This window comes from Microbacterium sp. RD1 (assembly GCF_052220165.1).
Taxonomy (GTDB): domain Bacteria; phylum Actinomycetota; class Actinomycetes; order Actinomycetales; family Microbacteriaceae; genus Microbacterium.
In genome coordinates, this window is record NZ_JBQPOL010000002.1 from 986,803 (window position 1) to 1,012,698 (window position 25,896).

Annotated in this window: 24 protein-coding genes; 12 read left to right on the forward strand and 12 right to left on the reverse strand. The window is 68.7% G+C overall.

What is annotated here, in order from left to right; genetic code table 11:
• Positions 1–136: 136 nt before the first annotated feature.
• The 3 genes from ACTU3I_RS13460 (at position 137) to ACTU3I_RS13470 (ending at position 3,279) form a co-directional block, all read left to right on the forward strand.
• Positions 137–1,495, forward strand: a complete 1,359-nt coding sequence (locus ACTU3I_RS13460; protein ID WP_442926205.1) for a DUF222 domain-containing protein — start codon at positions 137–139, stop codon at positions 1,493–1,495.
• A 43-nt stretch (positions 1,496–1,538) separates the two neighbouring features.
• Positions 1,539–2,465 carry an aldo/keto reductase gene (locus tag ACTU3I_RS13465; protein WP_442926206.1) on the forward strand — a complete coding sequence of 309 codons (927 nt, stop codon included), beginning with the start codon at positions 1,539–1,541 and terminating at the stop codon, positions 2,463–2,465.
• A gap of 163 nt (positions 2,466–2,628) precedes the next feature.
• Positions 2,629–3,279, forward strand: coding sequence for a peptidase M23 (locus ACTU3I_RS13470; protein ID WP_442926207.1), 651 nt, complete (start codon positions 2,629–2,631; stop codon positions 3,277–3,279).
• 50 nt (positions 3,280–3,329) lie between these two features.
• On the opposite strand, the gene ACTU3I_RS13475 is transcribed toward ACTU3I_RS13470, so the two are convergent.
• From ACTU3I_RS13475 to ACTU3I_RS13490, 4 genes are all read right to left on the reverse strand, one after another.
• The gene (locus ACTU3I_RS13475) at positions 3,330–7,217 is read right to left on the reverse strand and encodes an IPT/TIG domain-containing protein (protein WP_442926208.1); all 3,888 of its coding nucleotides are present in this window, start codon (positions 7,215–7,217) and stop codon (positions 3,330–3,332) included.
• 251 nt (positions 7,218–7,468) lie between these two features.
• Entirely contained in the window at positions 7,469–9,289 is a 1,821-nt protein-coding gene (locus ACTU3I_RS13480) for a sigma-70 family RNA polymerase sigma factor (RefSeq protein ID WP_442926209.1), read from the reverse strand.
• 328 nt (positions 9,290–9,617) lie between these two features.
• Positions 9,618–10,445 carry a TIGR03620 family F420-dependent LLM class oxidoreductase gene (locus ACTU3I_RS13485; protein WP_442926210.1) on the reverse strand — a complete coding sequence of 276 codons (828 nt, stop codon included), beginning with the start codon at positions 10,443–10,445 and terminating at the stop codon, positions 9,618–9,620.
• Positions 10,446–10,467: 22 nt separating this feature from the next.
• Positions 10,468–11,466, reverse strand: coding sequence for a magnesium and cobalt transport protein CorA (locus ACTU3I_RS13490; protein WP_442926211.1), 999 nt, complete (start codon positions 11,464–11,466; stop codon positions 10,468–10,470).
• 172 nt (positions 11,467–11,638) lie between these two features.
• Between ACTU3I_RS13490 and ACTU3I_RS13495 the strand changes: the two genes are divergently transcribed.
• Positions 11,639–12,622 carry a TIGR03557 family F420-dependent LLM class oxidoreductase gene (locus ACTU3I_RS13495; protein WP_442926212.1) on the forward strand — a complete coding sequence of 328 codons (984 nt, stop codon included), beginning with the start codon at positions 11,639–11,641 and terminating at the stop codon, positions 12,620–12,622.
• 85 nt (positions 12,623–12,707) lie between these two features.
• Here the strand turns inward: ACTU3I_RS13495 and ACTU3I_RS13500 are convergent, their stop codons facing one another.
• Complete coding sequence (locus ACTU3I_RS13500) at positions 12,708–12,854, reverse strand: hypothetical protein (RefSeq protein WP_442926213.1); 147 nt, start codon at positions 12,852–12,854, stop codon at positions 12,708–12,710.
• 64 nt (positions 12,855–12,918) lie between these two features.
• Positions 12,919–14,109: an NAD(P)/FAD-dependent oxidoreductase gene (locus ACTU3I_RS13505; RefSeq protein ID WP_442926214.1), complete on the reverse strand. Its 1,191-nt coding sequence runs from the start codon at positions 14,107–14,109 to the stop codon at positions 12,919–12,921.
• Between the two features lie 186 nt (positions 14,110–14,295).
• Here ACTU3I_RS13505 and ACTU3I_RS13510 point away from each other — a divergent pair, with 186 nt between their 5' ends.
• The 3 genes from ACTU3I_RS13510 to ACTU3I_RS13520 all read left to right on the forward strand — a co-directional run bounded on the left by ACTU3I_RS13510 (position 14,296) and on the right by ACTU3I_RS13520 (position 16,453).
• Entirely contained in the window at positions 14,296–15,288 is a 993-nt protein-coding gene (locus tag ACTU3I_RS13510) for a TerC family protein (protein WP_442926215.1), read from the forward strand.
• A gap of 78 nt (positions 15,289–15,366) precedes the next feature.
• Complete coding sequence (locus tag ACTU3I_RS13515; protein WP_442926216.1) at positions 15,367–15,633, forward strand: hypothetical protein; 267 nt, start codon at positions 15,367–15,369, stop codon at positions 15,631–15,633.
• A gap of 64 nt (positions 15,634–15,697) precedes the next feature.
• Positions 15,698–16,453, forward strand: coding sequence for an endo alpha-1,4 polygalactosaminidase (locus ACTU3I_RS13520; protein WP_442926217.1), 756 nt, complete (start codon positions 15,698–15,700; stop codon positions 16,451–16,453).
• Here ACTU3I_RS13520 and ACTU3I_RS13525 read toward each other — a convergent pair.
• Positions 16,450–16,872 carry a PPOX class F420-dependent oxidoreductase gene (locus ACTU3I_RS13525; protein ID WP_442926218.1) on the reverse strand — a complete coding sequence of 141 codons (423 nt, stop codon included), beginning with the start codon at positions 16,870–16,872 and terminating at the stop codon, positions 16,450–16,452. The genes ACTU3I_RS13520 and ACTU3I_RS13525 overlap by 4 nt on opposite strands.
• A 363-nt stretch (positions 16,873–17,235) precedes the next feature.
• On the opposite strand from ACTU3I_RS13525, the gene ACTU3I_RS13530 reads away from it, so the two are divergent.
• On the forward strand, positions 17,236–19,044 hold the full coding sequence (locus ACTU3I_RS13530) for an alkaline phosphatase family protein (RefSeq protein ID WP_442926219.1): 1,809 nt from the start codon (positions 17,236–17,238) through the stop codon (positions 19,042–19,044).
• Between the two features lie 16 nt (positions 19,045–19,060).
• Here the strand turns inward: ACTU3I_RS13530 and ACTU3I_RS13535 are convergent, their stop codons facing one another.
• Complete coding sequence (locus ACTU3I_RS13535) at positions 19,061–19,429, reverse strand: DUF7882 family protein (protein WP_442926220.1); 369 nt, start codon at positions 19,427–19,429, stop codon at positions 19,061–19,063.
• A 336-nt stretch (positions 19,430–19,765) separates the two neighbouring features.
• Here ACTU3I_RS13535 and ACTU3I_RS13540 point away from each other — a divergent pair, with 336 nt between their 5' ends.
• Entirely contained in the window at positions 19,766–20,089 is a 324-nt protein-coding gene (locus ACTU3I_RS13540; protein WP_442926221.1) for a MarR family transcriptional regulator, read from the forward strand.
• A 4-nt stretch (positions 20,090–20,093) separates the two neighbouring features.
• Here the strand turns inward: ACTU3I_RS13540 and ACTU3I_RS13545 are convergent, their stop codons facing one another.
• Positions 20,094–20,417: a DUF7882 family protein gene (locus ACTU3I_RS13545; protein WP_442926222.1), complete on the reverse strand. Its 324-nt coding sequence runs from the start codon at positions 20,415–20,417 to the stop codon at positions 20,094–20,096.
• Between the two features lie 221 nt (positions 20,418–20,638).
• Between ACTU3I_RS13545 and ACTU3I_RS13550 the strand changes: the two genes are divergently transcribed.
• Together ACTU3I_RS13550 and ACTU3I_RS13555 are read left to right on the forward strand one after the other, a co-directional pair.
• The gene (locus tag ACTU3I_RS13550; protein ID WP_442926223.1) at positions 20,639–21,667 is read left to right on the forward strand and encodes a glycoside hydrolase family 6 protein; all 1,029 of its coding nucleotides are present in this window, start codon (positions 20,639–20,641) and stop codon (positions 21,665–21,667) included.
• A 97-nt stretch (positions 21,668–21,764) separates the two neighbouring features.
• Positions 21,765–22,775: a response regulator gene (locus tag ACTU3I_RS13555; protein ID WP_442926224.1), complete on the forward strand. Its 1,011-nt coding sequence runs from the start codon at positions 21,765–21,767 to the stop codon at positions 22,773–22,775.
• Here the strand turns inward: ACTU3I_RS13555 and ACTU3I_RS13560 are convergent.
• The 3 genes from ACTU3I_RS13560 to ACTU3I_RS13570 all read right to left on the reverse strand — a co-directional run bounded on the left by ACTU3I_RS13560 (position 22,747) and on the right by ACTU3I_RS13570 (position 24,932).
• Positions 22,747–23,448, reverse strand: coding sequence for a TetR/AcrR family transcriptional regulator (locus ACTU3I_RS13560; protein ID WP_442926225.1), 702 nt, complete (start codon positions 23,446–23,448; stop codon positions 22,747–22,749). The genes ACTU3I_RS13555 and ACTU3I_RS13560 overlap by 29 nt on opposite strands.
• Positions 23,449–23,550: 102 nt before the next feature.
• On the reverse strand, positions 23,551–24,285 hold the full coding sequence (locus ACTU3I_RS13565) for an HpcH/HpaI aldolase family protein (RefSeq protein ID WP_442926226.1): 735 nt from the start codon (positions 24,283–24,285) through the stop codon (positions 23,551–23,553).
• Entirely contained in the window at positions 24,282–24,932 is a 651-nt protein-coding gene (locus ACTU3I_RS13570; protein WP_442926227.1) for a GntR family transcriptional regulator, read from the reverse strand. Before ACTU3I_RS13570 ends, ACTU3I_RS13565 begins: the two co-directional genes overlap by 4 nt.
• 149 nt (positions 24,933–25,081) lie before the next feature.
• Between ACTU3I_RS13570 and ACTU3I_RS13575 the strand changes: the two genes are divergently transcribed.
• Positions 25,082–25,870, forward strand: coding sequence for a carbon-nitrogen hydrolase family protein (locus ACTU3I_RS13575; protein WP_442926228.1), 789 nt, complete (start codon positions 25,082–25,084; stop codon positions 25,868–25,870).
• The last annotated feature ends 26 nt before the right edge of the window (positions 25,871–25,896 follow it).

Sequence of the window (25,896 nt, forward strand, 5' to 3'; positions counted from 1 at the left end):
AGGTCTTCCACGGCGAGGTTGTATTCGAGCTCCGCGCGGTCGCGACTCCTCCTCCCCAACTGCGGATGACCGCGACTTCTCCACGGGTTGCTGCCGAGCCGGTTTGCATGTCGGAGGTAGGTGCGATAGTAGTCCTATGGAAGGTACTCCTCTTCTCGAAGATAGCGACGATGATCTGCGGCTCGCCGCGCTCGTCGATGGGCTGCGCCTGGCCGAAGAAGAGATCGCCGCGCTCGAGGCGGTGAAGGTCGCTCACCTGGCTGCCGCGATGCGTATCGCTTTGCGGCGGATGGAGGGTCAGTTCGCGACGCAGCGAGTGCGCGAGATGCAGTTGCGGTCGATCGCGGCGGAGATCGGCACGGCGGTGCGATGGAGCGACCGTGTCGCGCAATCCCGCATGGGCGATGCCCTCGATCTGGTCGAGCGCTTTCCCTCGACGATCGACGCGCTCGCTGCGGGGCGGATCACTGCGCGCCATGCCGCGGTGATCCAAGATGCCGGCTGCGTGCTGGCGGATGCGGACACGCGAGCCGCGTTCGAGACCGTCGTCCTCGAGTGGGCTGAGTGCGAGACCGTGACCCGCACCCGCGATTACGCCCGAGGCCTTGCCGAGCAGCTCCACCCCGAATCGATCACGACCCGATTCGACCGCGCCGAGCAGACCCGGGAGGTGACACTCGTCGACCTCGCCGACGGGATGGCGAAACTCGAGGTCATCGGTGCCGCTGCGCCCATCCACGGCATCTACAACCGCCTCACCACTCAAGCCCGCGCGATCCGCGCGGTCGCTGTGGAGGCATTGCACGACGCAGAAGCCGCCGTCGCGACGATCGAGCCGGAAGGGGTCGAGCCCGCGGCAGCGGATGCTGATATGCCAGTGGTCGATATCCGCACTATGAACCAGATCCGCGCCGACCTGGTCTGCGACATGCTTCTCACCGGGCAGCCCGGGATCGACCCGACGGGCGCCGGCCTCCCCGGTGGGCTCGGCGCGATCCGCGCGCAGGTGCAGGTCGTCGTTCCCGTGCTCACCGCGGCGGGCAAGAGCGATCGCGGTGCCAGCATCGACGGCACGACCCCGGTCGACGCAGACACCGCCCGGCAGCTGATGGCTCACTGCCCCGGATGGGACCGAATCCTCACCCATCCCGTCACCGGCGTCGTTCTCGCCGTCGACCGCTATCGCGCCGGTCATCATATGGACCGTTTTCTCGCCGCCCGCGACATCCACTGCCGCTTCCCCGGCTGCCGCATGCCGGCGAGACTCTGCGACCATGACCACAACCGCGATTGGGCCCTCGGCGGAGGCACCGACGTCTGCAACCTCGCCTGCCTGTGCAAACGACATCACACGTTGAAAACCGAGACCGAGTGGACCGCACGGCAAGAACCCGACGGCACCATCCGCTGGACGACGCCGCTCGGACGCGAGCACGTCGACAAGGTCCCCCCGCGTGTGATGTTCGTGCCCGCCGCCGACCCTGCACCCTTCTAGCCGGAGTATTCGTCCTTCTCGGCGGGAGTATTAGCGTGGCGGGATGAGAACCGTCCCCCTCGGAATCACCGACTCCCGCGTGCCTAATGTCGTCGCCGGAATGATGCGCATCTCCGACAAGAGCGACGCCGAGATCCGCGAGCTGGTCACCACCGCCCGCGACTGCGGCATCGACTTCTTCGATCACGCCGACATCTACGGCACCGACCTGCACCAGTGCGAGCGGCGATTCGCCGACGCGTTGCAGCTGTCGGCCTCCGAGCGCAGCGAGATCACGATCCAGACCAAAGCCGGCATCGTGAAGGACGGGCCGTACTTCGACTTCTCCTTCGAGCACCTGATCGAGTCGGTCGAAGGATCGCTGCGCGCTCTGCGCACCGACTACATCGACATCCTCCTGCTGCACCGTCCCGACGCGCTGGTGGAACCCGACGAGGTCGCACGCGCCTTCGACGAGCTGGAGGCGTCGGGCAAGGTGCGCGCGTTCGGCGTCTCGAATCACACCCCGCGGCAGATCGACCTCCTGAAGACCGCGGTGCGGCAACCCCTCGTGGCCAACCAGGTGCAGCTGTCGATCGCCCACGCCCCGGTCGTCACTCAGGGACTCACCGCGAACATGGCCATCGACCAGGGGATCACCCGCGACGCGGGCGGTCTGCTCGACTACTGCCGCGTCGAGGGCATCACACTGCAGGCCTGGTCGCCGTTCCAGGGTGCCGACGGCGTCTTCCTCGGCTCGTCCCGGTACGCCGAACTCAACGCCGTCATCGACGAACTCGCCGCACGATACGACGTTCCGCCGATCGCCGTTGCGACCGCATGGATCACCCGGCATCCCGCGGGCATCCAGGTCGTCCTCGGAACGACGACGCCGACGCGGGTCTCCGACGCCGCGCTCGGGTCCGACCTCGGGTTGACCCGGCCGGAGTGGTACGCGCTCCTTCGGGCCGCGGGCAACCTCGTGCCGTAGACAGCGATCGCAGAGCAACCGTCCACCCGCGCGTGATGGAATGTCGTCCATGGCGCGCCGGGCTACCCCTCGATCGAGTGGCACGCGCGCGTCGTCCGCGAGCACCGCTCCCCGTGGCGCCTCGTCCCGCAAGCGGCCGGCGACGCGAGGACCGCGCCGTCGGATGACGGCGGCGCAGCGCCGACGCGCCGCGGCGCGCGCACGCCGTCTGCGCATCGCCCTCGCGTCGGCCATCTCGGTCCTCGGCGTCGGAGCCGTGATCTGGGTCGCCGTGATGGTGAACGGTGCCGTGCAGTCCTTCGCCGCCGCAGACGCGTGGGACGCGCCATCCGAGGGAGCGATCGTCGCGCAACCGCCGGACGACCCTTTTCTCCGCTTCACCGCAGAACAGCTCGCCCACGCCCAGACGATCATGGCGGCCGGCCGCGACCTCGGCCTGCCGCTGCGCGACCAGGCCGTTGCCGTCATGACGGCGATGGGCGAGTCGTCGCTCCGCAACATCGACTATGGGGACTGGGAGACCAGCGGGGTCACCAACCCGGACGGCTCCCCCACGACGTCGATCGGTCTCTTCCAGCAGCAGGACGGCTGGGGCAGCCGCGAGCAGCGCCTCGATCCGTACACGGCCGCCACTCTCTTCTATCGCGCGATGGTCGCGCGCGTGCCCGACCCCGGACGGCAGCAGACCGAGCCCACGGAGATCGCGCACCGCACGCAGATCAACCGCGACCCGAATCACTACGCCCGGTACTGGCCGGCGGCGGTCACCGTCGTCGAGCGCTTGTCGGGCGGGAGCCTCGGACCGCTGCCGTAGCGCAACGGAGTGGCCGCGCCCACCATCAGCGCGGCCACTCCGTTTCCCGATCACACCTCGCGGCGTCGCATGGCCCAGACGGCTCCACCGGCGGTCACCAGGACGGCGCCCATCAGGCCGAGCACGAACGGCGCATCTCCACCCGTCGCGGCCAGGGCCGGTCCCGGGAAGTAGGAGAAGCCACCCGCGAGAGCGCCCGTCCCGCACGTGCCGGCGCCGACGACCGTCACCGTCACATCGCCCACCGTCGTACGAGCAGGCGTCGTGGCGCGGATCTGCGTGTCACTGACGACGGTGAAGCTCGGCGAAGCCGTGCCCCCGAACAGCACCGCGGTCGCCCCCGTGAAGCACTGTCCGGTGATCGTCACCACCGAGCCGCCGCCGGTCGGGCCGCTTCCGGGCGTGACGCCCGTCACCGTCGTGACCGGGGTGTACACGAAGCTCCCCGGGTCACTGACACCCGCGGGGCTGAACACCCGCACCTCCGCCGCGCCCGGCGCCCCCGCCGGCGTCGTCACACGCAGCTCGGTGTCGCTCACCACGACCAGGTTCGTGCCGTCCACGCCGTCGAAGGTGACGCGCGTGACACCGGTGAAGTTGACACCCGTGATGGTCACCACGGTCCCCCCGGTCTGCGGGCCGGTGCCCGGCGTGAGAGCGGCGATCACCGGGTCGTCGGTGTACTCGTAGGCGTCGGGCAGCGAGTCGGTGCCGCACGCGGCCGCACCCACGACCGTCACATCGACGACACCGGTCCCGGCCGGAGCGACCGCGGTGATCTGCGAGTCGCTGTCGACCGTGAACGAGGTAGCAGGCACGGCACCGAACAGCACGCCGGTCGCCCCGGTGAAGCACACGCCCGTGATCACGACCGCGTTGCCTCCGTCCAGCGGCCCGCCCGGAGGCGTGACCGCCGACACCTCGGTGCCCGCGACGTAGGTGAAGGCGAACGAGGGCGAGTTGCCGTTGGGGTGCCCCACCACCACCGGGACGGTCGCCGGCACGTGCGCCGGAGTCGTCGCGGTGATCTGCCCGTCGTTGTCGACCGTGAACGCCGTCGCGGGGACGCCGTCGAACGTCACGCTCGTCGCCCCGGTGAAGCCCTCACCGCTGATCACCACCACGGTTCCGCCGTCCTCCGGCCCCTGATCCGGGGTGATGCCGCTGATGCTCGGGATGTTGAGGTACGCGAAGTCCCCCGCATCCGCGTTTCCGCCCGGATGCAGCACCGTCACCTCGACGACCCCGGGAGCGTGAGCCGGGCTCACCGCCGTGATCTCGGTGTCGCTGACGATCTCGAACGACGTCGCAGGTACACCGTCGAAGGTCACGCCGGTGGTGCCCTCGAAGCCGGTGCCCGTGAGGGTCACCTCGGTGCCGCCGGTCTCAGGGCCCTCGGCCGGGTCGAGATCGGTGACGACAGGAGCAGCGAAGTACTCGTACGCATCCTCCGCCACGGCCTCGCCGCAGTCGCCGGCTCCGACCACCTCGATGTCGACGACGCCCTCGTCCGCGGATGCGGGGGCCACCGCCGTGATCTGCGTGTCGCTGTCCACGGTGAAGGCCGCCGCGACACCGTCGAAGAGCACCGCCGTGGCGCCGGTGAAGCAATCGCCCGTGATGATCACGGTGTTGCCTCCGGCGAGCGGCCCCGCATCGGGGTCGACCCCGGTGATCTCGGCGACATCGATGTATTCGAAGTCGAACGGCGCCGAGTCCCCTGACGGGTTCGTCACGACCACGTCAACCACGCCCGGAGCGTGAGGAGGCGTCGTGACGGTGATCTCGGTCCCGGCGGGGTTCACCTCGAAGGGAACCTCCACGCCGTCGATCGTGACCCCCGTGGCCTCTTCGAAGTCGTCACCGGAGATGGTGACCTCCGTGCCACCGGTCTCGGGTCCGCGTGGCGGGTCGAGGTCGTCGATCACCGGAGCGCCGGGTGCGACGTACAGGAACCCGTCCTCCTCGGTCGCCGTGCCGCAGTCCGCCGAACTCGTCACCACCGTGACATCGACCGGACCGGTCGTGCCCGTCGGCGCGACGACGGTGATCTCCGTATCGGTCACCGAGACGATCTCACCCGCCACGGCACCGAACAGCACCTCCGTCGCATCCGTGAAGCAGACGCCCGTGATCGTCACGGTCGTCTCTTCATCGGCGAACCCGAAATCGGGGGTGATGTCGTCGATCGCGGCGATCTCGAAGTACTCGAATGACAGCGAGGTGTCGGTGCCGTCGATGTTGGTGATACCCACCGTCGCGGGGCCCGCAGTGTTCGCCGGGGTCGTGACGGTGAGCGACGTCCCCGCCGGATTCACCGTGAGGGCGGTACCCGGCACGCCGTCGAAAGTCACCTCGCTCGTGCCCGTGAGGCCCGTCCCGGTGATCGTGACCGGAGTGCCGCCCGTGACCGGACCGCGAGGGGGCGTGATGCCGAGTGCGACGGGCGCGGCGAGCGGTATCGCTCGCACCGTCGCCGAGGCGAGGTCGAGCGTCACTACACCGCCGAGAAGCGGAGCGATCTCGACTCGCACGGCCCGCTGCGTAAAGAACCCGACGTCGGGGCCCGAGGGCTGCGAGCCTGCCTCCGGCGAGCCGAAGGTCCCGGGCGTTTCCTGCACGTTGACGGTGATGCGCACCACCGAGTCCAGAACGTCGACCAGGGGATCCAGTCCGGCCGCGACAGCTCCGAGGGCGTCGTCGATCGCGGCGAGCGGAACGTCTCCGAGCGCGTCGGCCACGTCGGGCAGCACGGCGGCGGTGACCTCGGCCTCGATCGCGTCGAGCTCGAGGAGGCCGAGGAGCGGGATGTCGGATGCGGCTGTCACGGTGACCGGCGGTTCGCCGGCGTTGCCCAGCAGCCCTCCCACCGTTCCGTCGACGGCGATGTCGATTCCCCCGGCGAGCGCACCGCCGTCGGTCACGTCAGCCGACACGTCGATCGAGAGAGGCGTCGAGTTCTGGATCGCGTCCTCGAGAACGGTGGGGAGGTTGTCGAGGAGAACGTCGTCGAGCGCCGCCTGCAGGGCCGCGCGCGCAGCCACGCCGTCGGGCGTGGCGCCGAAGAGCGTCGTGTTGGCGGGAAGGTCGTTGAGCGTGTACAGATTGCCGAGGTCGATGGAGATCGTTCCCGCGCCGGGAACGATCGTCACGGTGCCGTCGTCGCTGGAGATCGGATCGTCCAGCACATCCAGGACGGCGGCCAGATCGATCGGGCCTAGGTCGACGGCCACATCGGTGTCGAGGGCGGCAGCGGGGATCACATCATCCACGATTCCGAGGAGGCCGCCCAGGTCGGCGTCCACGTCGGCCTCGAGCCCGTCGGCGAGGACGTCGAGCTCCGCGTCGACGGCGGCGAGATCGTCGGCGAGCCCGTCGATCAGCGCGCCCAGAACAGGAGCCGTGAGCACGACTGTCCCCGTGCCGATGTTGTAGTCGCCGGTCGTGGTGACCGTCGCTGCGCGCGTGGCCTCGGCCTCGGCGCCCAGGGCGCTGAGCACAAGCTCTGCGGTGCTGATGGTGCCGGTCACGCCCAGGTCATCGAGGACCGGCGTGAGCGTCACCGTGGTGGCGGTTCCCGGTCCGCCGTCGCCGGCGACGATCGCGCCGTCGGGGCCGATGAGACCGGAGGAACCGAACGATCCTGCGGCGTCGGCTCGCGCGTACTGGTCGACGGCGCCGAGCTCGAGAGCGGAACTACCGCCGAACAGTGAGACGCCGAGTCCGAGGTCGACGGCGCCGAGCGCCGTGACATCGAGCGCCTCGCTCTGTCCTGCGTTCGCGGGAGGGAAGGCCGTGTAGTACCCGTCGAGCGCCGCGATCGCATCGAGATCAACCAGCGCGCTGCCGCCCCCGAGGAAACGCCCCTCGGCCTCCGAGCGGTCACCCTCCGCCGCGATCGCCGGGACCGTCCCGACGAGGACCAGCGCCGCCGTCAACCCCGCAGAGACCGACGCGAGCGCGGTCCGCCGGCGCTGTGCCGTGTCTCGTGCCCTCCGTGATCCACCGGTTGCACCCCTCAACAGCATGTCGCCCCCCTCTGTCTCGCGGGCGACCGTGACACACCGCACGTCAGCCGCCCCGCCGTCGTGATAGACCGCGAATCTAGGCCGATGAGAGAACTCTCATTTGACCGTTGACTCGGAGGCGTTGGTTAGGCCAAGCTGTGCCTTTCTGATCCTCCGGGGAGTTATAAACCGCTCAGCTGAACGCTCTGCACCGGGCCGACCGCGTCACCGGCGGCATAGCGCAAGCCCACTCGACCGTCGAGCAGCAGCACGAGGACTTCGGCCAGCGTGGGACGGATCTCCAGCGAGCCGGCGCCGTTGGCGTCGAGCACGGTGGTCGCGCGCACCCGGTCTGCGATGAGCGCCTGCACCGTCGCACCGGGCGCGCCCGACACGGTCAGGGAGACGCGGGTGATCAGCTCGTCGTCGATGTCCGTCGAAGAGCTCGTGGCCGTCGGGCTCCCCTCCGGCAACCCCGGAGGTGTCGGCGTCGGCGTCGGCGTCGGCGTCGGTGTGGGCGTCGGCGTCGGTGTGGGCGTCGGTGTGGGCGTGGGCGTCGGCGTCGGCGTCGGTGTGGGCGTCGGCGTCGGTGTCGGCGTCGGCGTCGGCGTAGGTGTCGGTGTGGCGCTCGGCGAGGGCGACTCGGTCGGCGTCGGCTCGGAGGGGGACGTCGGCTCGGGGGTCGGCGTCGGTGAGGCCGCAGGGGTCGAAGGCGCGACGGGAGGGGTGACCGGCGCGGGCTTCCTGCTCGGTGTCCCGTTCGGCGCCGACGTCGGAACAACGGATGTCTCGTCCTCGGCGGCGGTCGGAACCGGCAGCGGCAGGACGACCACCGGGGTCGGCAGAATGGTCGACTCGGCCTCGCGGGCAGACAGTGCGTCGGGGGCGGCAATCTCCGCCGCGGCCACCGGCTCTGCGGTGACCGCCGGCGGCGTGCCCTGCGAGGCGGCGAAAGAGATCCCCGCGACCACGGCGATGCTCGCCGCGAGCAGTCCGACAGCCCCGCCGACGCTCACCAGTGCGCCGCCCGACGCGGCGCCGGCGGCGGCCCCGGCAGCGGCCCCGCCAGCCGAGACGGCGGCGGCACCCGAGAGCGATGCGGCGCCGAGCGTGCCGCCGGCGCCCCCGCCCACCGAGCCGGTGGCAGCTGTTGCGGTGACGGTCGCCGGCATGGCGGCCGCCGCCACCGTCGCGGCGGCACCGTCGCGCAGGGCGGCGAGCGCTGCCCCCGCCGCGCCGGTGCCGACGATGATCGGCAGCAGCACGAAGGCCAGACGCCGCGAGAGGTCGCGGGCCTCTGCCGCGACCGCTGCACAGCTGTCGCACTCGTCGAGGTGCTGCTGCATCCGCTTGCGGTCTCGGGGTCCGAGATTTCCGCGCGCGTAGGTGCCCATCCGCTCGAGCGCCCACTGGCACTCCGGGCCGTTGCCGCTGTCGGCGATGTGCTCCTGGATCCACGCTTCGCGGAGCCCCTCGCGCGCACGGAAGGCGAGCTGCGCGACCGCCGTCGACTTGATGCCGAGAAGCGGGGCGATGTCGGCCGGCTTCAGCTGCTCGACCTCGGTGTACCAGAGCACCTCTTGCCAGCGGGCGGGAAGGGAGCGGAACGCCTTGCCGGTGAAGGAGCGATCGAGCGCCGCATCCGACGTGTGCGCTTCGGCGTCCGGATCGGCGACGGCCTCGAGATCTTCGACGGGGGTCTCGCTGCGATCGCGCCCCCATCCGGCGGCCGTGTTGCGGATGCTGGTGAACAGGTAGGCCCGGAACGACCCGGTCGGCCCGCCCCCACGCTGCACCGCTTGGAAGACGCGCGCGAACGCCTCTTGCACGAGGTCGTCGGCGTCGAGCGAGCTCGTCGCGCGCGCGACTGCGAGACCCGAGACGTAGTGGCGGCGCCACAACTCTCCGTACGCGTCGGTGTCGCCGGACCGGGTCAGCTCGACCAGTTCGGCATCGGACAACGGCTGGCCATCGGCGCCACGACGCACACGTATTCGTGTCATGTCTCCCCCAATACGCTCCCCCGAGCGTGCGACACTTGCGATTCCGCGCGTTGATCGGGATTTTCCCGCAGAATCGAGAGCCATTCTGCCGCACAAGAGGGGGTCGGCGCGCCTTCTTGACAGCGGATTTCAGCGCACTCCCAGATTTTGTTGGAGAACTCCCGTAATAGACCCCGTGGGAGCCCGTCTCATATGCGGGGAAACAGACCGCGCTCCCTCTGGGGATGGAGTGAGGTCACCGGTGCTCCTTTGGGGGCCACCGCGTGGTGGAGCATCGATCTGCGGGGCCCGACTCTCCCCCCGAAGGCGAGTCGGGCCCCGCGAACTCTCACATCGCGGCGGCGAGAGCGCGCAGCGCCCGCGGCGCGTCCGGGCGCGGCTGCACCTGCACGCACACGTGATCCGCTCCGGCGTCGAGGTGCGCTTGCACCGCCGCTTCGAGGTACGACACGTCGCCGTGCACGACGATGCGATCCACGAGCTCGTCGCTGCCCCCGTCGGCGATGTCGGCGTCGGTGAACCCCGCCTTCCGCATGGTGTTCGTGTAGTTCTCCAGCCGCAGATAGTGGCGGAGGAACGCCCGGGCGGCCGCCCGTGCCGCGTCCACGTCGTCGTCGAGCACCACCGTCTGCTCCGGCGCGACGAGCTTGCCCTCCCCCAGGGCTTCGCGCTGCTCGCGCGATTGCTCCGGCACCGTCAGGTACGGATGCGTGCCGGCGCTGCGTTCGCCCGCGAGCTGCAGCATCCGCGGGCCCATCGCGGAGAGGAGCCGGTCTTCGACGGGCACGCCGCGCTCGTCGAGCACATCGAGGTACGCCGACATCGCGGCGATCGGACGCGCACGCTCGGCGGTGGCCTCGCGGTGCCCCGAGCCGATCCCGAGCAGCAGACGGCCCGGATGCTTCCCCACGATGCGGTGGTACGAATCGGCCAGTTCCGCCGCATCCGCCTTCCAGATGTTCACGACGCCCGTGATCATCACGAGCGACTCGGTCACATCGAGAAGCCGCTCCACCGCCGTGAGGTCGGCGGGAGGGGAGCTCCCGAGCCACAGCGCCCGGAAGCCGAGATCCTCGATCTCCCGCGCCAGCTCGTCGCCCACGTCGTTCACGCCGCGCCACACGCCCACGGCGCCCAATCGTTCCGTCCAGGTCATGCGAGTGTCCTTCCGCGCGTTGTCAGAGCCAGTGCTTCCACCGGAACACGCCCCACAGCGTCGCCGAGGTCGCCACCATGAGCGCGATCGCCGCCGGGTACCCCCACTGCCAGTCGAGCTCGGGCATGTGCGTGAAGTTCATACCGTAGACGGTGCCCACCAGAGTCGGGCCGAACAGGATGGCCGCCCAGCCGGAGATCTTCTTCACCTGCTCGTTCTGGGTGAGAGCTGTCTCGGTCTGTCGCTGCGTGACCAGCGTGGCGTTGACGGTGAGGGCGTTCTCGAGGATCGCGCGCTGGGAGGCGAGCTTGTCGGCGATCCGCAGCGCGTGGTCGAGAACATCACGCAGCGCGCGTTGCAACTCGATATCGACCTGGTACTTGTCCGCACCGCCGAGAAGCGCATCCAGCATCCCTTGAAGCGGTTCGGTCGCACGCTGGAAGAGGATCACCTCGCGTGCCAGCTCGTAGATCCGCCGCGAGAGACCGGCGTCGGTGTCGGCAAACAGCTCGTCCTCGATCTCATCCACGTCGTTCTGCAATCCGGCGGCAACCGGCTGGTACTCGTCCACGACCTCGTCGAGGATGGCGTAGAGCACCGCCTCGGGACCGAGTCGCAGCAGCTCCGGAGTCGCCTCCATACGGCGACGCACGTGCGCAAGGTCGGGAGCCTCGGCGTGGCGCACCGTCACGACGAAGTCGGGCCCGACGAACACGTGCAGCTCGCCGAACTCGACGGTCTCCGTCTCCTCGACGTACCGCGCCGGCCGCAGGACCGTGAACAGGATGTCGCCGTAGCGCTCCAGCTTCGGACGCTGATGGCCTGAGAGGGCGTCTTCGACCGCGAGCGGATGCAGCGAGAACTCCGCCGCGACGCGCTCGATCTCGTCACGCGTCGGCCGGAAAAGCCCGATCCACGCCATGCCGTGGTTCGCCTGCATGTACTCGAACGTCTGATCCAGACTGTCGGGATTCTCGATCCGGCGGCCGGCGACGTACACGGCATTGTCGACGATGGGCACCGGGACATTCTCCCCCGCTGAGAGCTCGCCGGTGCCGACCAGGTGCAGGAGGGGATGGCGGCGGATGGCGGGAAGCGCCGGCGGACCCTGGCAGCGACGGCCGGGCCTGCCGCATCCGGGCCGCCTCCGCAACCCCCGCGACCGGCTCCGGCGCCGCTCGTATCGTGCGAGCATGACGCGATTCGGCTACACCCTCATGACCGAGCAGAGCGGGCCGCGCGAGCTCGTCGACTACGCGGTGAAGGCCGAGGCCGCCGGCTTCGACTTCCTCGTGTCCAGCGACCACTACTCGCCGTGGCTGACGACTCAGGGCCATTCCCCGTACGCATGGAGCGTGCTCGGTGCCGTCGCGTACGCCACGACGAACATCGGGTTGATGACCTACGTCACGTGCCCGACCATGCGCTACCACCCGGCCGTCGTGGCGCAGAAGGCCGCCACCCTGGAGCTGCTGTCGGAGGGGCGCTTCACGCTCGGGGTCGGCTCCGGCGAGAACCTCAACGAGCACGTCGTCGGCGAAGGATGGCCGGCCGTGCACGCGCGGCAGGACATGCTGGTCGAGGCACTGGAGATCATCCGCGAGCTCCACTCCGGCGATCTCGTGACCTACGACGGGCAGTACTTCCGCGTCGACTCCGCGCGCATCTGGGACTGCCCCGACGACGGCGTGCCCATCGGCGTCGCGGTGTCGGGCGACAGTTCCATCGACGGGTTCGCCGACCTTGCCGAGCACATGATCGCTGTCGAGCCCGACGCTGATCTCGTGGCGAAGTGGAACTCGGTCCATCCGCTCGGCGGATCGGAGTCGGGCGAGTCGCGCAAGATCGGCCAGATCCCGATCAGCTGGGACCCCGACCGGGAAGCGGCCGTCGCCCGCGCGCACGAGCAGTTCCGCTGGTTCGGGGGCGGCTGGGCCGTCAACGCTGATCTGCCGACCCCCGCCGGGTTCGCTGCGGCGTCGCAGTTCGTGCGCCCGGAGGATGTCGCCGAGTCGATCGCGAGCGGCCCCGACCTCGATGAGCTGGCCGAGAGCGTGCGTCCCTACCTCGAAGCCGGGTTCACCGACATCGCGGTCGTCCAGGTCGGCGACGAGCAGCAGGATCGCTTCGTCTCGGAGGTCGCCGAGCCGCTGCTGGAGAAGCTCCGCGCCCTGTGACAGCGCCCAGGTTTGGGGCGCGGGGTGTGCTTTGGGGCGCTCAACGGTCGCCCCAAAGCACGCTGGCCGCCCCAAACCGGCCGGATCAGCGTCCGAAAGTGAGGAAGGCCGCCACGACGAGCACGATCGTGCCGGCGGCGATGATCGACACCCCGATGATCAGCCAGATCGGCTGACGGTAGGGCGAGCGGATCGGTGCCCGGGAGCGGTGTCGTCCCCTGCTGCGTGCCATTCTCCGACCGTACTAGAACGCGGTTGCGCGCCGGTGAAGCACAACCACCGGATCTGTGGTCGGGTCACGCTCTTCCGCGGAGGATGAGGTGCCAATACACCCACGGCAGGATGCGGCGGTCGAAGAGCCACGACAGGCGCCGCTCTCGATAGAGGGTGCGCCAGAACGGCACGGTGGGTTCGAGGCGACCGTCGCGATCGAACTCCGCGAACACGACGGTGTGGCGGCTCACGGTGTACGGGCAGACACCGTATCCGTCGTAGCGTGCGACGGGGTCTCGGCCGTCGAGCGCGGCGAGCAGGTTCTTCACGAGCACCTTCGCCTGCGACCGGAGGCCCCCGCCGGACTTGTAGGAGTCGGTGTCGGCGGCATCTCCCAGAGCCCACACGTCCGGGAAGCGCCGATGCTGGAACGTCTCGGGGTCGACCTCCACCCATCCGCCCGACGAGGCCGGGGCCGCCAGCGGTGTGGCGGCGAGCCACGCGGGCGCCGACTGCGGCGGCGCGGCGTGCAGCACGTCGTAGGCGAGCGTCTCGGCCGAGTCGTCGTCGCCGATCGTGACAGTGCGCGCGTCGGGGTCGACGGCGAGGAGATGCGCGTCGTAGCGCACTTCGATGCCGTACTTGGCCACGCTCCGCTGCAGCTCGGCGTCGATCCCGGCGATGCCGTGCAGCGTCGGCTCCGGAAGCACGAGCACCACGCGGATGCTGTCGAGCAGGCCCTGCGCGCGCCACCAGTCGCACGCGAGGTACATCGGCTTCTGCGCGGCGCCGGCGCACGACGACGGCCCCGCCGCTTGCACGAACACCACCGTGCCCTCGCGCACGTCGCGCAGCAGCGGGGACGCTTTCGCGGCGAGCGCGAGGTCGTAGTTCGACACGCCGAAGGGCGTCTGCATCGCCTCGGCCAGGCCGGGCACCGCATCCCAGTTCATCTGGATACCCGGGCAGACGACGAGCTGGTCGTACTCGAGGGTGCGCCCCGACGCGAGCACGACCCGGTGCTCCTGCGGGCGGACGTCGGTCGCCGCATCCTGGATCCAGGACACCCCGGGAGGCGTCACCTCTCGCTGCGGGCGCACCGCCTCGCTCGCCCGGGCGACGCCGCCGGCGACGTGCGACTGCAGCGGGGCGAAGATGTGCGTGTCGCGCGGCTCGACGACGGTGACCTCCCCGACGCCCTTGCGATGCAACCGCCCCGCGATCGACAGTCCGGCGTTTCCGCCACCGATCACCAGCACCCGGGCATCCGTCATCCCTGCAGGCTAGGCGCGCCCGTGCTGCACGTCGGGGGGCTTGCATCGGTTACGCTGGGAGGGCAAGGGGAGTACTCCCACGCGGCGGACCCGTCAATACGGACTCGAAGAAGCGTCCCGGCCCGCCGGCCCATCCGGGTGGAAGAGACCTTGGCGTCATCCACGCCACCTCTCATCGGAGTACCCATGCACGTCACGCCCTTCATCTGGCTGCTCACCATCGCGGTGACGATCGCCTTCTTCGTCTTCGAGTTCTTCGCGCACGTGCGAAAGCCGCACGAGCCGACCGCGCGGGAATCGGCGCTGTGGTCGGCGTTCTACATCGGCCTGGCGCTGTTGTTCGGCGTCGGCATCGGGCTGGTCTCCGGATGGGGATACGGCGGGGAGTACTTCGCCGGATACCTCACCGAGAAGGCGCTCTCGATCGACAACCTCTTCGTCTTCCTCCTCGTCATGACCGGCTTCGCCGTGCCGAAGATCTATCAGCAGAAGGTGCTGCTCATCGGCATCGTCATCGCGCTGGTGATGCGCGGCATCTTCATCGCTGTGGGGGCGACGCTCATCGAGAACTTCTCCTGGGTCTTCTACCTCTTCGGTGCGCTGCTGCTGTTCCTTGCCTACCGTCAGGCCTTCGCTCACGGCGAAAGCAACCCCGCGGACGGCCGATTCATGCGCTGGGTGCGCCGCCATCTTCCCGTCACCGACGAGTACCGGGAAGACAAGCTCACGATCCGTCGGGGCGGCAAGCGCCTGGTCACGCCGATGTTCCTCGTCATCATCGCCATCGGCTTCGTCGATCTCATCTTCGCCGTCGACTCGATCCCCGCGATCTACGGGCTGACCGAGGAGGCGTACATCGTGTTCACGGCGAACGCGTTCGCGCTGATGGGCCTGCGCCAGCTCTACTTCCTGCTGGGCGGCCTGCTCGAGCGACTCGTCTACCTCGCCCAGGGGTTGGCGGTCATCCTCGCGTTCATCGGCGTCAAGCTGGTGCTCCACGCGCTGCACGTCAACGAGCTGCCCTTCATCAACGGCGGCGAGCCGGTGCTTTGGGCGCCGGAGATCCCGATCTGGTTCTCGCTGCTGTTCATCGCCGGAACGATCGCCGTCGCGACGATCGCGAGCCTCGCGAAGACGAGGTCGGATGCCGCGCGCGTGGATGCAGGGCGGAAATCATAGCGTTCGCGAAATGTTCTCGGGAAACACTCAGTTTTCTGCCAGGCTGAGAGGACCTAACACGTCTAAGAGGGGACACTCATGACTCAGCAGCCGGCTCCCGGTCAGGACTACCCGGGCAAGACGCTCGGAATCGTCGGCCTGATCGTCGCGATCTTCGCGAGCCTGATCGGCCTCATCATCTCGGCGATCGCCCTGAGCCAGTCGAAGAAGGCGGGATACAAGAACACCCCCGCCCTCGCCGGTGTGATCGTCGGTTCGATCCTTCTGGCCCTGACGATCATTTTCTGGATCATCTGGGCGGTCGTCATCGCCGCCGCCGTGGGCTCGGGAGCCTACGTCGGCTGACAATCGTCGTTCGAGGGCCGGGGCGCGCTGCGTCCCGGCCTTCGTCGTATGCCTGGCCGCGCTGATGAGCGGATGCTCCGGCGCCACGCCTGCCGGCGACCCCGACCTGCCTCCGACCACCGCGGGATTCGACTACCAGCTCGGCGGCGGATACGAGCCACCCGACGGCGTCGGGATCGTCGCACGCGACCGCACCGACGAACCTGCCGCCGGCGCATACTCCATCTGCTACGTCAACGGCTTCCAGACCCAGCCGGGAGAGCGTGGCCTGTGGCCCGTCGACGTGCTGCTCCACGCCGACGGCGCCCTCGTAACCGACCCGGAATGGCCCGACGAGGTCCTCCTCGACACGTCCACTCCGCGCAAGCGCGCCGTGATCGTCGACATCGTGGGCGAGTGGATACGCGGCTGCGCCGACGACGGCTTCGACGCGGTGGAGTTCGACAACCTCGACACCTTCACCCGCTCCGCCGGCGCGCTCAGCCCCGCCGACAACCTCGCGCTCGCGGCAGAACTGGTGTCCATCGCCCATGAGGCCGGACTCGCTGCGGCCCAGAAGAACGCCGCGGAGTTCGCCGCCGAGCTCGAGGACGATGCCGGGTTCGACTTCGCCATCGCCGAGGAGTGCGCCGTGTTCGACGAGTGCGCCCATTACACCGAGGTGTACGGCTCGTCCGTTCTCGACATCGAATACACGGATGCGCTCCCGCGGCCCTTCGATCGGGTGTGCGCCGATCCGCAGCAGCCGGCGGCGACGATCCTCCGCGATCGCGATCTCGTGATGCCAGGACACCCGGCCTACGTGTACGACAGCTGTTAGCGGGCCGATCCAGGGTCCGCGACGCCGTTCCCCAGGAAGCGCGACGCCCGGAACTGCGGAGAGCCCAGGACGCGCTCGATCGTCATCTCCAGCACGACGCGCTGCGGATTGACGCTCGGCTGCCGGTAGCGCGCCGCGTAGAGATCCACGGCGTGCGCCACCGCATCCGCGTCTTCGCGGACGACGGCCGGACCCTCGAAGCTGATCCACCGGCCGCGATCGACCGAGCACACCGAGGCGCGCCCCGATCGCTGGGCGTTGAGGAACTTCTGCGATCCGCGCGAGCCGATGACCCGCACGACCCCGTCCTCGACGGTGAAACCGACCGGCACGGCATGCACTCGACCGGATCGTCCCACGGTCGACAGCGTGGCGAGGTGGTATTCGGACAAGAACTCCAGGGCGGCATCGGTCAGCACCGCTCCACTTTCGCACGTACTGTCGCGCGGTGAAGCGGCGTCGACCGCCGCGGGTGCTCACGCGAGGGCGTGTTGAGCCCGCGGGTCCTTCGGTTCCTGATTCCGCTGGGCGGTCTGTTTCTCCGTCGTCGCTGGCTGGCTGCGGTGCAGCGGCGGGCGATGCGGAATCTCGACGGGGCGGCGCCAGGGTTCTTTCGAGGTGTGCATGGTGGTGCTCCGGCGGGGTGTGTCTTTCCCCGCGATCTAGAGTGCGTCCGCCTTCAGGTGCAGCACAGGCGCTTGACAATTCGACGCGCACGACCTACCGGCCCTCACGGACCACAGGCCATAAGCTGATGACCTTCCCGCACTCCGAAGGCGAGCATGAGCAGCGAACCCCCCGCGTCCGGCGACCAGTTTTCCGAGCCGTCAGCCGAGGAGACCACGCCCCCGAGCAGGCGCAGATTTCTCACCTATGCCGGCCTGGGCGCCGCCGGAGTCGCGGCGGCGGCGGGTGCCGCGTTCGGGCTCGGGAGATTGAACGATCCGGATGCCGCACCGACGGCGACGAGTGACCCCGTGCCCACGCCGACCGGGAGCCTGCCGCCCCGCCCGGGCGGGCCGGGCTTCGATCACCTCGTCGTGATCATGTTCGAGAACCGCTCGTTCGACAACCTCCTCGGCTGGCTCTACGCCGACGAGGCACCCCCGCGCGGCCAGACCTTCGAGGGGCTCCACGACGGGCTCTCGAACAAGACCCACGACGGCGAGGTCGTCGCCGCGCATCGGTACTCGGGCCCCACCGACGTCGTGATGTCGAGCCCGAACCCCGACCCGGGCGAGGAGTATCCGCACGTAAACACTCAGCTCTTCGGCACGGTGTCGCCGCCGGAGAACCGCGGCCGCGCCATCCCCGACATGCGCCCGCCGTTCAACGCCCCCGACGACGCATCGAAGCCCAGCATGTCGGGATTTCTGCAGGACTACATCGACAACTTCACGTCCGAGCACGACGGGCGAGCACCGACCCCCGAGGAGTATTCGGTGGTCATGGGGGCCTTCGACCCGCAGATGCTGCCGGTCTTCTCGACGCTCGCGAAGAACTTCGTCGTGTACGACAACTGGCATTGCGCCGTACCCTCTCAGACCTTCTGCAACCGCTCGTTCTTCCACGCCGAGACCTCGCACGGATACGTGACCAACGGGCACAACGGCGGCTATCACAAGTGGCTGAAAGAGGAGAACACCGCCCCGACGATCTTCAACCGGCTGACGGAGGCCGGTCTCGACTGGGCCATCTACTTCGACGACCTCACGCTGCTCTCCCTCACCGGCTTCATCCACGCCCCGGTGCTGGAGCCGTTCTTCCGCACCGATCACTTCCGCACGATGACGCGGTTCTACGAGGATGCGGCGAACGGCACGCTGCCGCCGTACGCGTTCATCGAGCCGCGCCTGCTGTACGACCACAACGACATGCACCCGCCCGTAGGCGCGCTCACCGAGACCGACGACGACGGCCGGGTCATCACGGGGTCATCGATCTCGGACGTGCGCGCGGGAGAGGCGCTGCTGCACCGCGTGTACTCGGCGGTGCGCGCCTCGAGCACCGTCGAAGGCTCCAACGCCATGAACACGATGCTGCTGGTGACCTTCGACGAGCACGGCGGCACGTACGATCATGTGCCTCCGCCCGCGGTGCCGGCCCCGAAGGAGGCGACGCCGAGCGTGGAGATGGGCTTCGGCTTCGATCGGCTGGGGGTCCGCGTCCCCGCGATCGCGATCTCGGCGTACACCGAGCGCGGGCACATCGTGCACGACCTGATGCATCACTCGGCCGTCATCCGCACCATCGAGGAGCAGCACCAGCTCGACCCGATCCCCGACCGGGCGCGCGACGTGCCGACCCTCACGAACGCGATCACCCTTCCGACGCCCCGCGACCCGCGCGACTGGCCGACGACCACTCCCGCCTACACGCCGGCGAACCCGGAGGCGGGCAAGCTCAAGCCCTACGACGACGACGCCGACGATCGGCCGCTGAGCCCTCCCGGGGTCGGCCTGATGGCGCTTCTCGTCGCGAAGTACGGCGAGAAGGGCGACAAGGTCCCCAAGACGTACCGCGAGGCGTACGAGATGGTCAACCGCCGGGGAAAGGGCATCTTCGGAGCGCCGCAGACGCCCGCCCCCTGAGCGGTTCCGGGACGGATCAGGCCGCGTGGGCCGGTACGCGCCCCTGACGCGCCGCCGAGGTGCGCGGATCGCCCTCGCCTTCGGGAACGGCCATGCCGAGGTCGATGGTTAGGCCGCCCGATGAATTCGCGCCGTTCGCGAGGTCCTTCAAGAACGCGGGGTTGAGGAGTTCGGGTTCCGGCGATGAGAAGACGAAGCGCAGCGGAATGGCCGGCTGCAGCCAGAGCGTCGAGCGTCCGCCCGGGAGATCCTCGGGGTGACGCCACGTGAGGGTGAAGCTCTCTCCGCGGCGGAGCTTGGTCGCGGTGACGACCTTGAGGTGCGCGAGCAGTCGATCGGGGATCTCTATGGGCTGCGACGCGGTGCCGTAGTACAGGTGACCCATGATGCTTTTCCTCTCCGCCCTGCTCGGGCATCCAGTAAGTCACTAGACACGTTACTAGGCAGACTAGCAATTTGGTAAACACATGACGGCGTTCTCATGAACACGCGAATGCAGGGCAGCACCGAGAAACTCACGTAGTGAGTAGCTGCCGCGCCTAACTACACTGGTTCCACCCGAGCGCACCACCAGTCAGAGGAGTGTGCAGTGACCACGACAGACCAGTCTCCGGCGATACTCGACGCCGCCCGAGCGGTCGAGCGATTGCGATTGTCCGAGGCACGCCTCGCGCGCCGGCGTCAGACCGACTGCGGACCGAGCGAGAATGCCCGAGCCGCCATGCGTTACATCCTCGAGCGCTCAGACGAGGGCGAAGCGGTGACCCCCACGGAGATCGCGCAGCACCTCAACGTCTCGACCGCGTCGGTGACCGGAATGCTCGACCGTCTGCACTCCGGCGGTCTCATCGCCTTCGAATCGAACCCGCGCGACCGCCGCAGCAAGCTCGTCGTCCCGTTCGACCGCGACACCGATCTCTCCGACGTGGATCCCCTCACCGCAGCCATCCGCGGATTCGCCGCCGAGCTGTCGGAGCGCGAAGCCGCGCACGTCGCCGAGTTCCTCACGCGCGTGCGCGAGGCCGTCGACAACGAGTGCGCCTGAACCGTCAGCCGCGCTCGGGCTCGCGAACCGCATCCGGATCGGGCTCGGTGACGATGAGAAGCCCATTCGGGCTGTTCGCCTCGCGCATGAGGTCGTCGATCCAGTGCCGGTTGAGCGCGGGCGGGCGACTGCCGTAGAAGTGGAAGACGAGCGGGATCGACGGGTGGATCCACAGACTCCGCGATCCGCTGCCGTCACCGACATTGTGGTGGAACATGAAGGGCTCGCCGCGACGGAGCTTGTTCATGAAGACCAGACGCAGGTGGGAGAGGGTGCGATCCTCGATGTCGAACGATGACCCGACCGCGTTGTAAACCAATTTCCCCACGGATCGAGCGTACTACGCGGGCGGGGCTAACTATCGCGGCAATCGGGTGTAAATCATCTCGCCCGAGAGGGCTTGTCCCCCAAACGGGGGACAAAACGCGTATGCTGGATGTGGCGACTAGGCACCAGTCGTCTGGCCTCCGCCGGCGTCGACTCCGATCCGCCGTCGGAGGCTCTCCCGCCTGACGGGGCGGACGTGGTCCGTCGGATAGAGTCCGGGGAATGGGAAATCGGTCGTCGCGCCCGGCTTCGCGCCGCCGGCTTCGCAGGGCGCTGCTGATCGGCGGCATATCGGTGGCCGCCCTGGCCCTCGTCGCGGCGATCGGATTCGTCGGTACCCACGCGCAGACGCTCGTGCAGATGCTCGCCGCGCATCCGCCTGCCGTCGGAACGGTCGTCGTCGTGCCCGACGAGTCGAAGGCGGCGCAGTGGGTCGCGAGTGGGTCGACCGCGCCGGCCGACGAGGCCGAGGCGACGGAGTACCTCGCCGAGCAGCCCACGGCGTATTGGCTCACGCCCGAGCTCGACCCGATCGACAAGGTCTGGGATCGCGTGGCGCACCTCGCCGCCCAGGCGCGTGAGCAGGACGCCGCACTGGCCATCGTCATCTACGGCCTTCCCGGGCGGGACTGCGGCAACCACTCCGCTGGTGGGCTCAGCCCCGAAGACTACGTCGAATGGACCGACCTCATCGGTCAGGCGCTGGACAACGCCTCCGACGTGCAGAAGATCGTCATCCTCGAGCCCGACAGCCTCGCGCTCGCCCCGGAGTGCGGCAACATCGACGAGCGTGTCGAGCAGCTCTCGGGCGCCGTGGAACGGCTGGGCGGCATCAACACCTGGATCTATCTCGACGGCGGCCATTCCCGCTGGCTCCCCGCCGAGCAGATGGCCGGCCTCATCCGCCAGGTCGGCGTGCTCGACCGTGTCCGCGGCTTCGCCACCAACGTGTCCAACTATCAGACGACAGCCGATGAGTTCGCCTACGCCCATGACGTCGCAGGCTTCCTGGACGGCGCCCACGCTGTCATCGACACCTCGCGAAACGGCGCGGGACCGGCCGGCGCCGAGTGGTGCAACCCGCCCGGCCGCCTGGTCGGCGATCCCGGTGGGGAGTACGGCGACGACGTGGTCGATACGAACGTCTGGATCAAGCCCCCCGGCGAAAGCGACGGCGAGTGCAATGGTGGTCCTGACGCGGGAGTGTGGTGGCCGGAAGCGGCAGTCGAACTGACGCGCGAGGTGCGGTGACGGGTCGGCCCCGACACCCGCCCCCAGTTGTGACGGGTGTGACAGAAGTGTGCGAGGATGTGGCACGACCAAGCGCTGACTCAGTGAGGCAACACGTATGAGCGACTCCGCGGACGCGCAGAAGACGGCCGTGATCGTCGAGGACGACCCCGACATCCGGCACCTCCTCGTCGAGGTGCTCGAATCGGCCGGATTCTCCACCGTGTCTGTCGGCAACGGAATCGACGGGGTGCGCGCGGTCATCGCCTACCAGCCGCTCGTCACGACGCTGGACGTCAACATGCCGGGTATCGACGGATTCGAAGCGGCCCGCCGCATCCGCGCCCAGTCCGACACGTACATCATCATGCTCACCGGCCTGGAGGACGAGGCCGACGTGGTGCTGGGCCTCGGCGCCGGCGCCGACGAGTACGTCGTGAAGCCGTTCCGCCCGCGTGAGCTCAGGGCGCGCATCGAGGCACTGCTGCGCCGCCCGCGCGCCGGCAGCCCGCAGATCGCGGGCGCCGCTCCGCGGCAGGGGCCGGTCGGCCCGTCCTTCCCGGGTGCGCGGCCCGCGACGCAGAGCATCCCGACCTCCCGGCCCGGCGAGGAGCAGCTTCCGCCGGCCGGCGCGACCCCCGCATACCCGGAGTACGAGGAGCATCCGCCCGCCGCGGCCATCCCCTCCGGCCCGATCATCGTGCCGTCGTCGCAGGGGCCCGATCCCCAGGCAGGTCCCGGCACCGACCTCGCCTCGCGGCCGGCCGGCGAGCTCGTGCCGGCCGGCGCCAACTGGCTCGAGCACCGCGACCTGCAGCTCGACCCCGACACGCGCATCGTGCTGCTGGGCGGGCGCGAACTCGAGCTGACGCGCACCGAGTTCGACCTGCTCGCCACGCTCCTCGAATCCAAGCGGCGCGTGCGCAGCAAGGCCGACCTCACCCTGGTGCTGCGCGGCGAGTCGTACGTCACGAGCTACTTCGTGGGCGAGGCCGACAAGCGCGCCATCGAGGCGCACATGACGAATCTGCGGCGGAAGCTCGGCGACAACCCGGCCAACCCCCGCTACATCGAGACGGTTCGCGGCGTCGGCTATCGCCTCACCTCGGAGCTTCTGGCCGCCCCGTAGCCCCGGGATCCCCGGCGCCTCGTCCCGACGTGGGCTGAATCGTCCGCTCCACGTAAGCCAGCGTGGCCCGGCGCGCACGATCGACGACCCCCTCGTCGGGGCGCTCCCCTCCTGCGACGAGGATGGCGAACCGAGACAGCTGGTCAGCGATCTCTACCAGCACGAGCTCGTCGAGGCCGTCACCGAGGAACCGGTAGCCGAGCCGCTCGATCTCCCATCGCACGCGGGCGCCGGTCGTCTGGTTTGCGAGCAGTTCTGCCTGACGGGCGGAGGGCGTCAGATGGTGGGTGAGCCACAGATCTCTCGCCGACCGATTCTCGAAGAAGGCGACATTCGCGTCGATCAGGCGATCCACCACCTCGGCGACGGACCGGCAGGGCGTGGCGTACGCGCGATCGATGATCTCGCCGATTCGGCTGGTCCATAGCAGACGGACGCACTCGACAACGGCGTCGAGGCTCTCAAAATAGTCGTAGAAGGTGCCCGAGGAGATCCCCGCATCTGCGAAGAGCGCCGCGGGATTCGCGACCAGCGCGTCGTAACCGTGAGCCTCCAGTATCCGCTCAGCCGCCGAAAGCACGCTCTCCACCTTCCGCCAGCTGCGGGTCTGTTCGGGAATGCGCCGCAGTTGCACGCCGATCGACGCGCGCGCTTGGTGGCTGTACGTCGGCACGCCGCTACCGGATCTCGCGACCGAGCGTCATCAGCGGCATTCGGTCAGCCTAGCGGCGGCGCCGTGACGGGATGAGCGCGCGGGTCGACGGTGCGACCCGTATCAGCGCCTCGCCAGCAGAGTGTCGACATAAGCGCGGGTCTGCCCCACCGCGTAACGCACGCCGGCATACTGCGCTCCGACGAGCATCATGGGCACCTCGCTGGCCACCGCCCACTCCTGCTCCGCGGGCGTCCAGGCCGGGTAGAGGAACGGCTTGCCGTGTGCACGAACAGCGTCGCGGCATCGATTGATGTCCGCCCAGTCCGCATCGGTCAAGCTCAGCGCACCCCGGCCGCTCAGGAGCGACAGATCGCCAGGACCCATCTGCACCCCGTCGACGTTGGGGAGCGCCGCAATACGCTCGATGTCGTCGACGGCACGGGGGTCTTCGATGAGAGGAAGGAACATCGTGGTCTCGTCGAGGTCAGCGATATGCGCATTCGTCCACGGTCCATAGCCGAACAGGCGACCCCCCGCCATTGAGCGAGCGCCTCGCGGCGGATACTTCGCGAAGGACGCGAGCTCCTCGACATGCTCGGCGCTCTTCACATGAGGAACGATGACCCCGTGCGCCCCGAGGTCCAAAGGCTGCTGGATGGCGGCCTGCGTCGGCTCCAGCACCTTTGCGAAGATCTGCAGACCCAACCCGCGAAGTACGGGGATGAAGGTGTTCAGCGTCTCGAGCCCGAACATCCCGTGCTCGAGGTCGAGAACGACGAAATCGTACTTCCAATCCGACACGATCTCCGCGGTGGCGATGTTCGAATCGGTCAGCCAATAGCCGATGCGTGTCATAAGGCGGCCTCCTCCCGCCACGCACGCTGGCGAAGCGGAGTCAAGTGCTCTTCTAGTGCGGCGAGCGCTCCTGGCGTATCAGCGGCCGAGATGCGGTCGAAGATCTCGCGGTGCTGTCGGTTCACCGCCTGGAGAAACTCCTGTGATGTCTCCGGTCCTCGAAGGGAGTCCCATTCGTGCAGCGGCCAGAGCGTGTCGTAGAACTGGGCGATCACAGAATTGCCTGCAGCGCGCACGTAGACGCTGTGGAACGTCTTGTCCAGAGCGATGTAGGTCGCGCGATCCGCAGGGCCCGAGAAACGGGAGAACCGCTCCATTTCGTTCAGGATGGGCGCCATCGCCTCTGCCACGTCGATCCCGCGCGCGAGGACATCCCTGATGGCAGCGCTTTCCACGAGCCAGCGGGCGCCGTAGGCCTCGATGACTTCGCGCGGGCTCACGTCCCGCACCTGGGCGCCCCGGCGCGGCACGAGTTGGATCACGCGTTCACCCGCCAGCCGCTGGAACGCCTCGCGCACCGGTGTGCGTGACACCCCAGCAGCCTCGCACACAGTGGCTTCGTCCACGAACGCGCCACTGGGCAGTTCCCCGGTCATGATCGCGGACCGCAACCACTCGTAGGCCCGGTTGGTCGCCGACGCACCCATACAGTTTCCGCCTCACGTAGTCGTGCACAGCATATGAGCGCGTGAACGGCGTCGATCACGATCCGCACACATTTAACATGTTCGTAACATGCGATGTGCATTTTCCATGCATACTCAAATCCGATTCGATCCGGATTTGGAGATCACTCGTGAAGATCGCACTGGCGCAATTTTCCGCTACCGCTGACAAACAGCAGAACCTGGACAGCATTCGGTCTTTCGTTCAGGAGGCCGCGCAGGCCGGAGCGGCATGGGTCGTTCTCCCGGAGGCGGCGATGTGCCTGCCACGCGACCTAACCCTGCTGAGGACCGAGGCGGAACCGCTCGAAGGTCCGTTCGTCAAGTCGGTAGCAGAATCGGCGGCTCTGCACAGGGTGGGCGTGATAGTCGGCATCTGGGAGCGCGCGGACGGCGTGGTCTACAACACCGTCGTCGTGATCTCGTCGGCGGGGGTTAGCCGGACGTCGTACCGAAAGGTGCACCTCTACGACGCCTTCCACTTTCGCGAGTCGGATTTCGTAACGACAGCACCCGAGCCGCGTGCTGTGGTCTTCGACGCAGAGCCGTTCCGGATCGGGGTCGCAACCTGTTACGACGTGCGATTTCCGGAGAGCGCACGTGCCCTCATCGACGATGGGGCCGACGTGATGGTTCTGCCGGCCGCGTGGGTGCCCGGGGCGCTCAAAGAAGACCACTGGCGCACGCTCACCCGAGCTCGCGCGATCGAGAACACCTCATACGTGGTGGCCGTGAACCAGACAGCACCCGTCGGCACCGGCTTGAGCGTCGTCGTCGATCCAGACGGGGTCATCGCGGCAGAGCTCGGGCTGGCGCCCGAACTCCGGGTCGTGGAACTGAGCCCCGCTCGGATCTCGGCAACCCGCCAGACGAATCCGTCGCTGGCAAACCGCCGCTACACCGTTCGTCCACTGGCCTGAGCGTTCTACCGCCCCACCCATCCGTA